The sequence below is a fragment of the Rhodopila globiformis genome (assembly GCF_002937115.1).
Lineage (GTDB): Bacteria > Pseudomonadota > Alphaproteobacteria > Acetobacterales > Acetobacteraceae > Rhodopila > Rhodopila globiformis.
This window is the reverse complement of the sequence record NZ_NHRY01000275.1, coordinates 1-15,206: the sequence shown is the minus strand read 5'-3', so window position 1 is coordinate 15,206 and position 15,206 is coordinate 1. Positions and strand designations below refer to the sequence as shown.

At 65.9% G+C, this 15,206-nt stretch carries 7 protein-coding genes and 2 pseudogenes; 4 read left to right on the top strand and 5 right to left on the bottom strand.

From position 1 onward, the window contains the following. A pseudogene (locus CCS01_RS31685) lies at positions 1-246 on the top strand (IS4 family transposase); the annotation flags it as partial. Positions 247-335: 89 nt separating this feature from the next. Here the strand turns inward: CCS01_RS31685 and CCS01_RS31680 are convergent. From CCS01_RS31680 to clpB, 3 genes are all read right to left on the bottom strand, one after another. Continuing rightward, on the bottom strand, positions 336-788 hold the full coding sequence (locus CCS01_RS31680) for a PIN domain-containing protein (RefSeq protein ID WP_104523185.1): 453 nt from the start codon (positions 786-788) through the stop codon (positions 336-338). Beyond that, entirely contained in the window at positions 785-1,009 is a 225-nt protein-coding gene (locus CCS01_RS31675; RefSeq protein WP_104523183.1) for a hypothetical protein, read from the bottom strand. Before CCS01_RS31675 ends, CCS01_RS31680 begins: the two co-directional genes overlap by 4 nt. Before the next feature lie 274 nt (positions 1,010-1,283). Beyond that, on the bottom strand, positions 1,284-3,863 hold the full coding sequence (clpB, locus tag CCS01_RS31670; RefSeq protein ID WP_104523181.1) for an ATP-dependent chaperone ClpB: 2,580 nt from the start codon (positions 3,861-3,863) through the stop codon (positions 1,284-1,286). A gap of 117 nt (positions 3,864-3,980) precedes the next feature. On the opposite strand from clpB, the gene CCS01_RS31665 reads away from it, so the two are divergent. Then, complete coding sequence (locus CCS01_RS31665) at positions 3,981-4,739, top strand: MOSC domain-containing protein (protein ID WP_104523179.1); 759 nt, start codon at positions 3,981-3,983, stop codon at positions 4,737-4,739. A gap of 615 nt (positions 4,740-5,354) precedes the next feature. On the opposite strand, the gene CCS01_RS31660 is transcribed toward CCS01_RS31665, so the two are convergent. Together CCS01_RS31660 and CCS01_RS31655 are read right to left on the bottom strand one after the other, a co-directional pair. After that, entirely contained in the window at positions 5,355-6,569 is a 1,215-nt protein-coding gene (locus CCS01_RS31660) for a calcium-binding protein (RefSeq protein WP_146102063.1), read from the bottom strand. A 1,112-nt stretch (positions 6,570-7,681) separates the two neighbouring features. After that, on the bottom strand, positions 7,682-9,022 hold the full coding sequence (locus CCS01_RS31655) for an IS701 family transposase (RefSeq protein WP_104523175.1): 1,341 nt from the start codon (positions 9,020-9,022) through the stop codon (positions 7,682-7,684). Positions 9,023-9,186: 164 nt separating this feature from the next. Between CCS01_RS31655 and CCS01_RS35600 the strand changes: the two are divergent. Together CCS01_RS35600 and CCS01_RS34860 are read left to right on the top strand one after the other, a co-directional pair. Continuing rightward, positions 9,187-9,873: pseudogene (locus CCS01_RS35600) on the top strand (transposase); the annotation flags it as partial. A gap of 59 nt (positions 9,874-9,932) precedes the next feature. Next, on the top strand, positions 9,933-14,198 hold the full coding sequence (locus CCS01_RS34860; RefSeq protein ID WP_204848493.1) for a glycosyltransferase: 4,266 nt from the start codon (positions 9,933-9,935) through the stop codon (positions 14,196-14,198). Positions 14,199-15,206: the final 1,008 nt, after the last annotated feature.

Sequence of the window (15,206 nt, the reverse complement as noted above, 5' to 3'; positions counted from 1 at the left end):
ACGCGTGCCAAGTCCAACCTCCGGGCGCACCGGGTGTACTCGGCACCGGCCGATCGGGACGCGGGGATTATCGCCGACCAGACGATCGCGCTGGATGGCGCCCGCACCCGGCACGAGTGTCCCATCCGCCTCCGCCGTATCCGCTTCAAGGATCCGGAAACGGGCAAGACACTGGTGTTTCTGACCAACCAGACGAGCTTGCCGGCGGCGACCGTGTGCGACCTCTACAAGGCTCGTTGGCAAGTTGCTGGGCAGACTGACAGCTAAAGCATCGCTCAATCCGGGTGCAGGCGACCGGTAGAGTGATCGTTGGCTTGCCTGCGCCAGCAAAACGGTCAGTTGCCGGAGATGTTGATCAGCACCGCCATCAAGTTGTGACTGGACCACGTCGGCCATCCCGTGCCGGCAAAATCACGATCATGGGTCCAAAGATCGGAATCCGTAATCCAGGCCAACGCCAGCAAATGCGCATCGCGGGTGCTGCCATTGCGGGAGGCGGCTGCGTATCGCAGGCTCTCACCTGCCATCTCGACCAGTGAGGCATACATCTCGCTCTCGATTACGGTGACCATATTCAGCGCGGCGACGGCCGATGCCACCGCCTGTTCCGATCCGTCCCGCAAATCCCCCGCGCGGCCAAGAGCTTCTTGCCTTGCCCGCGCCGAGGTGAGCACCGCCCGATGAGCCAGCACACGCTCCAATACCGGTCGCGCGCGCAGTCCAGACGCAATGCTGAGGATAATGTTGGCATCGACGACAAGGCTGGGCGAGGGCGGGCGCGGAATCATTCAGGCGGGTCCTCGCCTACGAGCGCCGCAAGACGGGCCGTTTCCTCGGCGCTGCGGCTGGCCGCTGCCGCGTCAATCTGCGCCAACATGCGAGCGACCAATTCTGGCGGTGCCTTCTGGATCGGGACAAGCACAGCGACTGTCGTCGCGCCACTCTTGACCGGAACGGCGTGAGGGAGTGCCGCGATCGATCCCGCCGACATCTTCTGCAGGTCACGCATTGTTATCGCGTCCACCGGGCCACCTCTTGTATGTAGCCCAGTATGTAAGCCTTGGAGGTACGGTAAACAAGGGAGCTTCTTCGGCGTCTGTTGCTTTCTCGTCATCCCGGCGGCGGAGGCCGGGCGCCCGCCGGCAAAGCCTTCTTCCCGGCCTCAACACCGCCAGGCATGGATGCCGGGCCTGCGACCGGCATGACGGGGTGCAAGGGCCGCATGGAAAAAGGCGTGGCCCTCACCGGACCACGCCCCCTTCACTCACCCTACCTTAGCCGCCTCAAGCCGCCTCAGCCAACTGCCCGTTGATCACCAGCCCATCCGGCCCGGCGCTCACCCGCACCGTCTCGCCTTCCTTCACCGCGCCCTCCAGGATCAGCCCGGCCAGCGGGTTCTGCAACGACCGCTGGATCACCCGCTTCAGCGGGCGCGCGCCATAGGTGCTGTCGTAGCCCTCGCTCGCCAGCCACTCCAGCGCCGAGCGCTCCACATCCAAACCAATCTTCCGGTCCTCCAGCAATTTCCGCAACCCGGCCAATTGGATTTCCACAATCGCGGCCATGTCGCTGCGCTGCAGGCGGCGGAACAGCACGATCTCGTCCAGGCGGTTCAGGAACTCCGGCCGGAAGTGGTGCCGCACCACCGCCATCACCTGGCCCTGCACCATCGTCGTCGGCTCGCCTTCCGGCTGCGCCGCCAGGATGTCGCTGCCCAGGTTGGACGTCAGCACGATGATGGTGTTCTTGAAGTCCACCGTGCGCCCCTGGCCATCCGTCAACCGCCCGTCGTCCAGCACCTGCAGTAGGACGTTGAAGACGTCCTCGTGCGCCTTCTCCACCTCGTCGAACAGGATCACCTGGTACGGCCGCCGCCGCACTGCCTCGGTCAGCACGCCGCCCTCGTCATAGCCGACGTAGCCCGGAGGCGCGCCGATGAGACGGGCGACGGAATGCTTTTCCATGAACTCGCTCATGTCGATGCGCACCATCGCGCGGTCGTCGTCGAACAGGAACGCCGCCAGCGCCTTGGTCAGCTCGGTCTTGCCGACGCCGGTGGGGCCCAGGAACAGGAACGAGCCAATCGGCCGGTTCGGGTCCTGCAACCCGGCCCGCGCCCGCCGCACGGCGTTGGAGACGACCTTCAGCGCGTCCTCCTGCCCGACGACCCGCTTGCGCAGTTCGTCCTCCATGCGCAGCAGCTTGGCGCGCTCGCCTTCCAGCATCTTGTCCACCGGCACGCCGGTCCAGCGGGAGACGACCGCGGCGATGCTTTCCGGCGTCACCGCCTCGTTCACCAGCTTGCCATCGGAGGACTTCGCCAGTTGCCGCTCAATGTCGGGGATGACGCCGTACTTCAGCTCCGACGCCCGTGCCAGGTCGCCGCGGCGCTGCGCCACTTCCACCTCGGACTTCGCCTGGTCCAGGCGTTCCTTCAGCTTCTGGGTCTCCTGCACCTGGTCCTTCTCGGTCTTCCATGCAGCGGTCAGCGCGTTCGACCGGTCCTCCAGATCGGCCAGCTCCTTCTCCAGCCGCCCCAGCCGATCGGCCGAGGCCGGGTCGGTTTCCTTCTTCAGCGCCTCCCGCTCGACCTTCAACTGGATGATGCGGCGATCCAGCTCGTCCAGCGCCTCGGGCTTGGAGTCCACCTGCATGCGCAGGCGGCTGGAGGCCTCGTCAATCAGGTCGATCGCCTTGTCCGGCAGGAACCGGTCGGTGATGTAGCGCTTCGACAGCGTGGCGGCGGCGACCAGGGCGGCGTCGGCGATGCGGACGCCGTGGTGCAGCTCATACTTCTCCTTGATGCCGCGCAGGATGCTGATCGTGTCCTCGACCGAGGGCTCGCCCACGAACACCGGCTGGAACCGGCGTGCCAGGGCCGCGTCCTTCTCGATGTGCTTGCGGTACTCGTCCAGCGTGGTGGCGCCGACGCAGTGCAGCGTGCCGCGGGCCAGCTCCGGCTTGATCAGGTTGGAGGCGTCCATCGCCCCATCCGCCCGGCCGGCGCCGATGAGCGTGTGCAGCTCGTCGATGAACAGCACCACCTGGCCCTGGGCGCTTTCGATCTCCTTCAGCACCGCCTTCAGCCGTTCCTCGAACTCGCCGCGATACTTTGATCCCGCGACCATGGCGCCCAGATCCAGCGACAGCAGCCGCTTGCCCTTCAGCGCCTCCGGCACGTCGCCGTTGACGATGCGGATCGCCAGGCCTTCGACGATCGCGGTCTTGCCGACGCCGGGCTCGCCGATCAGCACTGGATTGTTCTTGGTGCGGCGGGCCAGCACCTGGATGGTGCGGCGGATTTCCTCGTCACGGCCAATCACCGGGTCGAGCTTGCCCTCGCGCGCCAGGGCGGTGACGTCGCGGGAGTATTTGTTCAGCGCGTCGAAGCTGGCCTCGGCGTTCTGGCTGGTGACCTTGCGGCCCTTGCGAATTTCGGAAATCGCCTTTTCCAGCGCCTGCGGCGTCACGCCGGCGCTGCGCAGCGCGCGGGCGGCGGGCGTGCTGGAGTCCGCCAGGGCGAGCAGCAGGCGGTCCTGGGCGACATACTCATCGCCGGCCTTGGTCGAGGCCTGCTGCGCCGCGTCCAGCACCCGCACCAGTTCCGGCGTCAGCGACGGCTGGCCGGCGCCGCCGCCGGTGACCTTCGGCTGCTTCGCGACCTCGGCGTCATTGGCGGCCGCCGCGGCCTTGGCATCGCCGCCGGCGGCCTTGATCAGGCCGGCCGCGGCACCTTCCTCGTCGTCCAGCAGCGCCTTCAGCAGGTGTTCCGGCGTAATGCGCTGGTGGAACTCCCGGATGGCGATCGTGCCAGCGGCCTGCAGGAAGCCTTGCGACCTTTCAGTAAACTTTTGAATGTCCATGTTTGATGTCCCTTCACTCAGGCGACAGGCCGGTTCATGCCCCTGAAGTGGCGACATGAACAAGCTTCGCCGGAGTAGGTGGGGCGGCGCGAACGGTGCCTCAAGGGGGAGTGATCGATGCGAATCGAATATCTGTACCGCTATCCGGTCAAGGGCCTGACCGCCGAGGCGCTGGACCAGGCCGAGGTCGAAACCGGCGGCGCCATCCCCTGGGACCGGGCCTTCGCCCTGGCGCAGGGTGATTCCGGCTTCGACCCGGCGCATCCCGTCTGGCTGCCGAAATATAACTTCATGTGCCTGATGAAGAACGCCCGGGCGTCCCGGCTGTTCAGCACCTTCGACCCCGGCTCCCGCCGCCTGCGCATCCGCGCGCCCGACGGCAGCGAGATCGAGGCGAACGTGATGACCCCGGAGGGCCGGGCGCGGGTCGCCGCCTTCCTGGTCGCCTACCTGGGCGAGGAGGCGCGCGTCGAACCGTCCTTCCACTACATCCCCGGCCACGTGTTCGGCGACCAGCGCCGGCCGGTGGTCAGCCTGCAGAACCTGGCCAGCCTGCGCGACTTCGAAGCCAAGGTCGGCGCCCGCCGCCACCGCCGCCGGTTCCGCGCCAACATCTGGTTCAGCGGCGCCCCCGCCTGGGCCGAGCGCGACTGGATCGGCCGCGAGATCCAGGTCGGCGGCGCCGTGCTGCGGGTGCTGAAGGGGATCACGCGCTGCCCCGCCACCCAGGTCAACCCCGAGACGGGGGAACGGGATGCCGATCCGGCGGCCGAGCTTCAGTCGTTGTATGGGCACATCGAGCTGGGCGTCCATGCCGAGGTCATCGACGGCGGCCGCTTCGCCGTCGGGGATGCGATGGAACTGCTTGAGCCGTGAGCTGGCCGCCGTCGTGTCGTTCTGATTCCGCACATGAAATGTGATCGCGCGCCTGTGAGATTTGCATTGTCGTTTAACAAAAACGTGAGTTAAAGATTGGGTGTTTCCTCCCCTCAACCTGGCCGCGGAAGGTTGCTTCCGCGGCGATCTTTTTTTCCGGCCACGGAATTTGTAATCCGTTTGCCGCACCGGTTCGATTCATGCCCGACTGCCCGCAACCGCCGTGCAGCGGGCGGAGTGACGGTGTGACCGAATGCGTTGCAGCGGCTGGCTTGGCCGCATCGCAGGCATGATTCGCGGCGCAACCTGCCGTCAGCCGAGCGGCTCGTGCTATCCACTCATTAGTCTGCTCGATGATACCGTCCGGGACGGCCTTGCGGTGCCTGTGGTGCCGTCCGAGGACGATCCAGGCGCCAGTGCGTTACGATATAAAAACGACAGCCGGGCGCATCCACCCTGCCGGCGCCTGTGCCGGGCCGTTGGAAGAGAATCCTTGCGGACGGCGGGAACCAGCGGGGTCCGGAGACGGACCGGATGGCAGCTTGCCTGCCGCCCAGCCCCGGCCAGCGAAAAAACCAGGGCAGGCGACAGGACGCCGGCCCTGAAGCCTGCTCCTCAGGTGAAGTTGGAGTCTTTCAGCAGCGTCGTCACGTTCTGGAAGGTGAGCTTGGTGCCGTCCGACAGGCTGACGGTGAGGGAGCCGCCGGACACCTTCTGGCTGCTGATGGCGTCGGCGCCATAACCCTCGAGATGGATCTGAATCGATGATGCCGTGGTGTTGTTGTAGCCCTGGATGACCTCTTTGCCGCCTGCCTGAGCGTTGATGAAGTCGAACACGTCGCCCGCGCCGGCCCGGATCGTGGCGTTGCCCGTGCCGGCCAGGAAGGTGTCGGCGCCCGAGCCGCCATACATGATGTCCTTGCCCGAGCCGCCGACCAGGCTGTCGTGACCGCTGGAGAACAGGGCCGAGAGTGTCTCATTCCCGGCGCCTGCGATCAGCACCTGGTCGCTGTTGCCATAGGCGAGGAGCTGGTCATTGGCGCCGCCGCCGACGAGTGTTGCGGCTCCGTTGCCGGCAAACAGGTAGTTGTTGCCGGCCCAGCCGCCTTCGATCAACTGCTTGCCCGACGAAAGCGGGTTGCCGTAGTACGTGTCGCTGCCTGCGCCACCGAGAATGGTCGCGCCGCCGGACCCGCCGTAGAATAGCAGGTTGCTGCTTCCGCCGTCGACGTAGTCGCTGACGGCGCTGGTCGCATCAATGGTGGCCGAGCCGCTGGCGATCTGGATTGTGTCCTGGCCTTGCGAGATGACGAGATTGCTGCCGCTGAGCAATTGGATGGAGTTCGCGCCCGTACCGGCGGAAATCGTGTCCATACCCCTGCCGGCGATGATGACGTCATTGCCGCTGTCGGTGTGGAGCAACCAGTTGCCGCCCGTGACGACCAGCCGGTCGGTGCCGCCGCCGGCGACGACTGTGCCGCTGCCGCCGACGGCATTGAACGCCAGGTTGGTCTCCCGGGAGGCCAGGATAATCTCATTCGCGGCGGTGCCGCCGTAGACGGCTGCGTTTCCGAACTTGGTGACGAGATCGACGGAATAGGTGGACGGCAGGAAGACCGTGTCGGTCTGCGACTGGATGTAGACGCCGCTCTCGCCGGTCGGTGGTGCAGGCGGATAGTTGCCGGCATCGGGCTCGAACGTCATGGAGCCGGACTTCAGGCCGGCACTGATCTGCGACGCAATTTGCTGAGCCAGTAGGAAGTTCGACTGTGAGTCGAACGTGAGGCCGACCGATTGCGAATTTGCTCCTTTGACCGTAACTGACGGCATCAACCTCTCCCGGCACCAATTGGGCAGAACGGATCATCATTCTGATAAACGATATCCGCACAATACCGAAATTGAACCGAACGGGAAGTAGTAACCGGTAACCAGGCAAAATATTTTTTTGTGACATCGCCTGGCCGGAACGCGACGCCTGTCCCGGATCAAGTCATTCATGGCGCCGTGCGTGCGTCTCTGAATGAGATTGGCTGCATATAATTTTCGATTATTCGAAGAAATGATGGCGCGCTTGGACCATGATGCCGTCGGCAGCAGCGGCTCCGGGTCGCTTGGCGGGTCCTGGTGAAGTCAATCGGCAATGCGGCACGAAGCGTGCGCAGTGAGCCGATCCTTATCTTCCTGCTTATGACAGTGCTGATGCTGGTTACGGTAGCCGAGGCCGGGCGCTTTTGTTGGTTTGTGTCGAAAATATGACAATAATGTCGTATATGGAACATTATGCCCCATCCCTGCCAGAATCGGAAAAGCGTGCAGCCCTGGTGATGGGAACATAGGGTATCCTGCTGCCTACGCGGCTGGGACAACGGCATTTTGTCCTATCCACCCATGGCCGCCCGTCGATGTCTCCCACCACCCGAGCGCCCCGCCGCGGTCGTGCTTGCCCGGCCTCAGGCACGCATGTGCGCCTTCTCCCACACCCGCATCGCATCCAAGGCCGCCTGGAAGGTGTCCCGACCGGCCACCACCGGCATCGCCGGGGCGCCGGCGCTCGTCCCTGGCTTCGGATCGTTCGGCTCCGCTGTCGTCTTGATTGGCTGGTTTTCCTTCCCGTTGCTTCGTTCCGGACGCAGCGTGGCGCCGCCACGCCCTGGATGCCTTTAACAGGCTGCGGAAAAAGCCTGAAACGAACTCCCGCGACGCAATTCCAAGACCCCGTGGCAGCCCGGCAAGACATAATGTTCCCGGGCAACGCTGCCTCATGGACGAATATTGCGCGCTGACCCCCTTTTTCCGCAGCCTGCTACTCTTACTGTGTCATTTTCTCATTCACTGCCCGAGGCTGCTGCCGCAGGCAACACGGACACCTGGGCAGTGCGGCAACGAGGCGGACGGCAAGCTGGCGGCGGATCGAGGCAATCGAGTGCGGCACATGCCGTTCAGGCCGCACTGGCAGCGCCGGCAGCGCCGCGGGGCTGGAAGCCGGCGGATAACGCAGGTGTTTCGATCCGCCTGCGGATGAATGGCCGCTGAGGGGGGAAAAGGCAGCGCTCGGCGATCAGAAAGCCGTAGGCTGCGATGCACAGGCTGGCGTGATGATGAAAGCCGCGCCAGTTGCGGCCCTCGAACTGGCCGAGGCCGTCGATCCGCTTCGCGGCTCGACCCTGCTTGAGCTCCTGGTAGTCCCGCTCGATCCACCAGCGCGCCTTGGCGATCCGCACCAGACGCTTCAGCGTGGTGCGCCGCGAGAGGTTGGAGAACCAGTACTTGGCCGGCTCGGCGTCCCCCTCGGGCCACTCGATCAGCAGCCACTCTTCGGGCCAGGGCTCGCTGCGCGCGGTGTCGCGATGCGCCGGGCGCACCCGCACGGCGGCGAAGCGCGAACTCAGCTCGCCGTTCGTGCCCGCGCGCCAGGTCACGCTGTGCCAGTCTTGTGCCGGCAGGCTGAGCGCCAGCGCCTTCAGCGTCACCGGCTGGTTCTCCGCATCGCGCCGCAGCCGGGTCGGCCGGCGGCCGCGCCCCGACCATGGCGCCGGCGGCAGCGGCCCGGTGCCAGGCGCCCAAACGCTGGTGCCCGGGCGCACGCCGAGCAGATAGCGCAGGCCGAGGTCCGAGACGCCGACACGGAAGTCGGTCTCGTCGCCATAGGCCGGATCACCGAGCACAATCCCCACCGGCACGCCGGCGGCCAGCGCCTGGCGAAGCTGTCCGAGCGCGATCGCGGTCTTGGTCTCGAAGCGGATCGCCGCCGGCACCCCGGCCTTGTCCCGCCGGGGCTGATCGTTGGCCCAAACCTCCGGCAGGAAGAGTTGGTAGGCGATCGGCAGGCTGGCGTGGTCATTGGCCACCGAGAGGCTGACCGCCACCTGGCAGTTGTCCTGCTTGCCGAGCTGGCCGCAGTACTGCCGCGTCACGCCAACGGAATGCTTGCCCTGCTTGGGAAAGCCGGTGTCATCGACGATCCAGTAGCTGATCGGCCCATGCCGCTCGATCGCCGGCAGCACCTCGGCCCGCACCGCGGCCAGCAGTGCCGCATCGTCCCACGCGGCCTGCGCCACCACATGGTGCAGCGACTGGTGTTTGGCCTGCACATGCGCCGGATCGAGCCGTGCGGCCATCGGCTCGATGCTCTTGCGCTCGCCGGGCAGCAGCAGACCGGTGCAGTAGGCCCGCGCCGAGGCGGCGCGGCGGGCATGTCCCAGTCCTCCGACAATCGCATCCAGATACGCCTCCAATCGGGCCTCACCCGTCAGCGGCAGTCTCGCTCCTTCCTGATACATGGACCCCTATATGGGGTGGCTATAGTCAATAGCTAGAGGATAGTGACACAGTAAAACTAAGGAGGCGGCCAATCCGACGCCACAGGGCGGTCCAGCATGCTCTTTTTCGTCGGAAAATCAGTGACTTGGCTTGACTGGATGGCGCACCTTTGACCGCCTCCTTAGTAGCCGATCATGCCGACCTTCCGCGAGAAACGATGCGCCAATACCTGGCCGAGAATGCGCTGACGCCACGGCGCCATGACATGTGGTGCATTCTGTATATTGAGGCGCCCGATCCCAAGCCGTCGGTGGTCTGCCTCGACAAGAGCCCAACCCAGTTGATCAGCGGGGTGCGCCTGCCGATCCCGGCCAACTCGGGGCAGCCGGAACGCTACGATTACGAATACATGCGCAACCGCACGGTCGATTTGTTTGTCATGCGCCTTTCGCATCGACCTTGGCGCCATGTGGCAGTCACCGAGCGCCACATGGCGCGGGACTACATTCACTGCACGCACGATCTGGGCGACGTTCATTATCCTGAGGCCGGATTGATCCGCGTGGTGCAGGACGCTCTGTCGCTCCACACGCCAGGCGCGCCCTATGAAACCCTTTCGCCAGCGAAGGCTCATCGCATCCTGCGGCGGCTGGCATTCCATTACACACTCGAGCACGCCAGTAGGCGCAACAGGGTAGAGATCGAAACAGGCTTGTTGAGCGGCCAGTGCCGGGATCGGCGCATCAGCGAGTGCAAGCGACTCGTCGCCGAAATCGGCGCCTGGGAGCAGGCCAGAAACGCTGCCGGCACCCGCATCAACTGGTTGTTCGACACCCAACAGACACGGGAGAAGCTCGGCCGGACCTATCCCGTGGCGGCTAACAGTCATAATCTCGGTGCAGAGGTACTAGCCTGTAAAGGAAGTCTGCAATGCCCAAGCCTGAGTTCCTTAAGCCGCAGATCCTGCGCGATCTTGCAGACGTGGGCGGCTCTGGCGACTGGTGGCAGGTCACGGGTCCAGCTCCCACCTTTCGCCTGGTGCATGCAGCAGCCGACCTGCCGAAGGGTTGGGTGCGGCTCACGATGCCGGTGGAGGCGCCGCGCCGAGCCTTTATCATGCCGGACTTCAAGGTCGATACCGGGGCAGGCTATCAGCCCGTATCCAAGGTCCTGCCCCGCCGATTGGCCAAGGGCTGGTGCACCATGATGTTGTATTTGCCGCCCAACGCTACCACACTTTCGATGAGCGCCCCTGTGGCACAGGGCCCGTTCCGTCTCGGTCGCGTGCAGGCGCGGCGGTCGGCGCGACCCCTGGTCGGTGCCAGGCTGGGTCTGGCGCTCGTCCAGCGCTGGGTGCGCGAGCCGCGAGAGTTCCTGCGGACGGTCCGGAGCATGGACGTTGCCTGGCGCCGCAATGGACGAGCCGGGCTGCGCCAAGCGCTCGGACAGGTCATGTTAACGAATGATGCCGGCGCGGCGCCGTCCGTTGTCTCGGGTGAAAACCGATACCGGCAATGGATCGCGGAGCATGAGGGTACAGCTTCGCCGCGCCTACATACAGCCCAGCCGCGTCGCCTCAGCGTGCTGATTCCGGTGACTTCTCCCGGAAGTAGCGGCATGGCAGCTACCCTCGCCAGCTTCAACCGCCAGCCTGGCGTGGATTGGGAGTGCCGAGTCGGCTTCGCTCCGGGCGCCGACACCGCATTGGCCGTCAACCTGGAGCCGCCGCTCGCCCAGAGAGTAACCAGCCTCGCGCTCGAAGTGCGGGAACGGGGAGCCATGCTCGCCGAACTGGCTGCGGACGCCGCCGGCGATCTGCTGATGGTGCTCGATCCCGGGGATCAACTGGCGCCCGAGGCCCTCATCGCCCTGGCCACGACTACGGATGCGGACATCGTTTACGGCGACGAAGACCGGATCGCGCCGGCCGGAAATCGCAGAGCGCCGTTCCTCAAGCCTGACTGGTCACCAGAGTTGCTCGAGGCGTTCAATTACTTTGGGCGGCCGACTGCGCTGAGCCGTGCAGCGGTGGAGCAGGCCGGCGGCTTCACCCCGGGACTGGGGGCCGGAACGGAGTGGGACCTGCATCTCCGCCTTGTTGAAGACGACTCAGCTCGGGTCGTCCACCTGCCGCGTATCCTCTGCCATCGTCCCATCGAAGCCGCCGCCGATCGGCCGTTGCCGGATCAGCCGGAGGCCGCCGAGCAGCGGGGCGCAGTCGCCGCGCATTGGCGGCGCCGGGGCATTTCCGCAAGCGTGACCACCCAGCCGGACGGAACCCAGCGCGCGACCTGGCCGATCGCCGAGCCGCCGCTCGTTTCGATCATCATTCCGAACCGGGACCAGCCGGAACTGCTGAAGCAGTGCCTGAGAGGCATTCTTGAGGGCACGGACTATCGCAGCATCGAAATCATCATCGTCGACAGTGGCTCCACCGACCCGGCGACACATGCGCTCTATGCGCACCACGAAGCCGCCGGAACGATCCGGGTCGTGCCGTTTCACGCACCATTCAACTACTCAGCCGCCTGTAACGCCGGGGCCCATGCAGCAGGCGGCAGATTATTATTGTTTCTAAACAACGATATTGCGGTGACCCGGCCCGACTGGCTCGAGGAACTGGTGCGCTATGCGTTGCGGCCGGGCGTCGGAGTCGTCGGCACCATGCTCGTGTATCCGGATGGGCGCCTGCAGCATGCCGGCGTCACCGTCGGCATGCACCTCTGCGGCCTGCTGTTCCGCCTGGCTCCCGAAGCGGCGTGGGGCCCCTTCGGCTCCCCCACGGTTCCACGGACCCTTTCGGCGATCATGGGCGCCTGTCAGATGATCCGGCGCGAGGTCTTCGACCAGGTCGGCGGATTCGACGAGACGTATGTCATGGCGAACAGCGACGTGGCGTTCTGCCTCGCGGCGAGGGCCCTCGGCTGGCGCATCGCTTATACGCCCTTCGCCCGCCTTGTCCACCATGAGGGCGCCAGCCGCGGCCATCGAAACCCGCCGGAGGATCTGATCCGAACCGCGCTCGACCTCCGCCGTTTCGGCTACCGGTCCGACCCGTTCTTTCATCCTGCGCTGGACGCCAGCAGCAATATCCCGCGGCTGCGGGTGGCAGGCGAACCCGACAACGCCACGAGCCTGGAGCAGAGCCTGCGGCACCTGTGCGCCGGCATTGTGAACCCGGTGCCACTTGACCTCTGCAACGATACGGATGTCGCCGAGGCGGTCAGCCTGCCGGTCACAGCACTGTTCTGGCCCCCGCTGCGGCCCGAGGTCATCAGCGATCAGTGGTCCGCCGCGCGGTGGTGCCTGAATCTGTTGCGGCGCAGGCCAGACCTGCGCCGCCGCTTCCCGGACGCGCTGTCGGCCGGCGCGGACGGCGCCTTCGCCCGCTGGATCGCCGGGCAAGGCGGGCGCCTGCTCGCCTTGCCGGAAGCGGCTGTCGGCCTGGTCCGACAGGCACTGGGGGCCGGGATTTCGGCCCGTGCCCGGCAGACCGTGCTCACCCAGGCCCGGCTGACGGACGAGATGGCTCTGGCCTTCCTGCCGCCTGGCCGCGCCAGCCTGTTGAGCTTCCTGCTGCGCCATGACGGCGCGCCGCTGCGGCTGGAAGAAATCTGGTGGCTGGCACTCGAATGCGCCGAGGACCCGGCGCGCGAATTGCTCCTCAGCTACCGGTTCAATTCGGGCTGGCAGGCGCTGTTCCCGGACGGGCTGACGGTCTTCGGCCGCGACCGCATGGCGGCCTGGTTCCGCGCCACATATCGCTGCGACGGCGACTGGACCGACCCGGCGCGCTGGCCCGAGACGCTCACCTCAGCCGAGGAGATCCGGCTTGGCTGGAACAGCCGCATTCATTGGCAGCAGCACCATCCCCGGCCCTTTGCCAGCGTCACCGCCGCACGCGCGCTGCTGGACTGGCTGGCCGGGCCCGACGCGAACCTGACCGGGACCGAACGGGTTTGGCTGGCGGCGCAGCCGGTGGCGGCGCTGGCCGAGGCGCTGGCGGTGCCGGGCCTGACTGTCATCGGCCATTTCTGCTATCCGTCGGGCCTGCGGACCTCCACCCTGTCAGCGGTGCAAGGCCTGCGCGCGGTGGGATACGAGGTATCGTTGCGCGACGTGCCGGTGGACGCCGCGCACGATCTACCGCGCCACGCCGCGTATGCCGGGCTCGAACTGCACGATACGACGCTGCTGCACCTCCAGCCGGAGCCCTTCTTCGGACAGGCCTATGTCCGTGCGGGACTGCAGCCGCGCCGCCGGCGCACGTATCGGATTGGCTATTGGTACTGGGAGCTCGATTCCGTCCCTGCGGGTTGGGCCGACGCGGTCGCCGACGTTGATGAGGTCTGGGTGGCCACGCGCTTCGTCGGCGATGCCCTGCGGTCCCGCTTCAAGGTCCCGGTCTTCGAGCTGATGCCCGGCCTGGAGCTACCCTCCTTCACCCGGCGCAACCCGGAGCAGTTCGGCATCCCGCCGGGCCGGTTCACGTTCCTGTTCACCTTCCACATGATGAGCATCATGGAGCGGAAGAATCCGTTGGGACTGATCCGCGCCTTCCGCCAGGCCTTCACCGCGGACGAGCCAGTCATGCTGGTCCTGAAGACGTCCTTCGGCGAGAAGCATCCGGCCCTGATCGCGGGGCTGCGGGCGGCGGTGGCGGACTCCGGCGGCCGGATCATGGTGATTGATCGCGTCTTGAGCACGGACGAGACCATCGCACTGATGGATGCCTGCAACGCCTACGTCTCGCTGCACCGCAGCGAAGGCCTGGGCCTGACCATGGCCGAGGCGATGCTGCTGGGCAAGCCGGTGATCGGCACGCGCTATTCCGGCAATCTCGATTTCATGGACGACCGGAACAGCCTGCTGGTCGACTACACCCTGGTCGAGAACAGCCGGCCGGTTCCCCCCTATGAAGGCGGGACACGCTGGGCCAATCCTTCGGAAGCCCATGCGGCCCGGCTGATGCGGCAGGTCTGGGAGAACCAGGACTTCGCGGCCGAACTGGGCGCGCGGGCGCGGGCCGAGCTGCGGACGAACATGTCCATGGCGGCGGCAGGCCGCCGGATGGCTGACCGGCTGGCCGCCATTCAAGCCCGTCGGGCGGCCCCGATCATCGACGCTGGCGCCCGCCGCGGTCCATCTCCGGGCCAGGTCCAGGTGGAACCTGTCGATGGAACGCCGGTCCGCTAATCCGCGCCGGCGCGGGACCCTGTCCCATGTGCACTAAAATAGTGGCGGCCCTGCGCCCGGCATGACGGTGAAAACGCGCCGTCGCACTGTCCCAACACACGCGCGGTTCGCTCCAGGTGCGTAGCACGCCATTGGCCGTCTCCTTAGTAACGCCAATGCGACTCTGTCCCGTTCAGCGCCCCGGGGCCGGGAGCCGATCCGGCATAAGGGGGGATTTTCGCTGATGCGGATGCCCCCGCGCCCGTCCGGCTGACCCGGAACACCCGTCATCCTTCCGCGGAAGCGCCGCCGGGTGACCGACGGCCGCGGCCTGGCCTGTGCCGGCGTGGAAGCCAGCCGGCCCGGTCCGCTGACGCGGCAATCGTGGGCCGGCCACGCTGGCCGGACCCCGATCCCGGTTTCCGCCGGCAGCCGAATCGGGCAGGATGCCAGCAACGCTGCGGCAAGCCAGCTCGCAACGGACGCGGCGGCCACGCGATGGCGCATGGCGGCAGAGAATCCCACAATGCGCGATCCGCCAGCAGAGCCGCGGCCAGCAGGGTCACCGGCAGCGTAAGCAGTGGCCGAAGTGCATTCGCCGTTCCGGCGATCATTACTGAATTTTTTTGGCCTGGTCGTCACCCGCGACACTTTCCGGCATTTAAAGGCAAGTTCCATTGCGGCTTCATTGTGTATTCCGGCTGTTGATCCGTAGCAAACGTTTCAACGGAATACGAAGGCTGCGGGCAAGATTGCACCTTGCATCCCGGCATGATACGAAGAAACCTATAGTCTAATTTTGACATATTTATTCTGCCACAGATGGCCGACAGACGGTTTCTAATCTAACGTAACCGGGAGTTCCCCCGGCTCTGCCGGGGAGGCAGCAGCAGTTTGACATTCCTGCTTACGCACCTTCCTCAGCCAATTTTTCCGGATGATCGTTATCCTTATCAAACATAAACATCGGCCAGCTTGAGCAACCGGTAGGGCATGGGCGTGGTGCGGACACCTGCCCAGAGAAGCCGC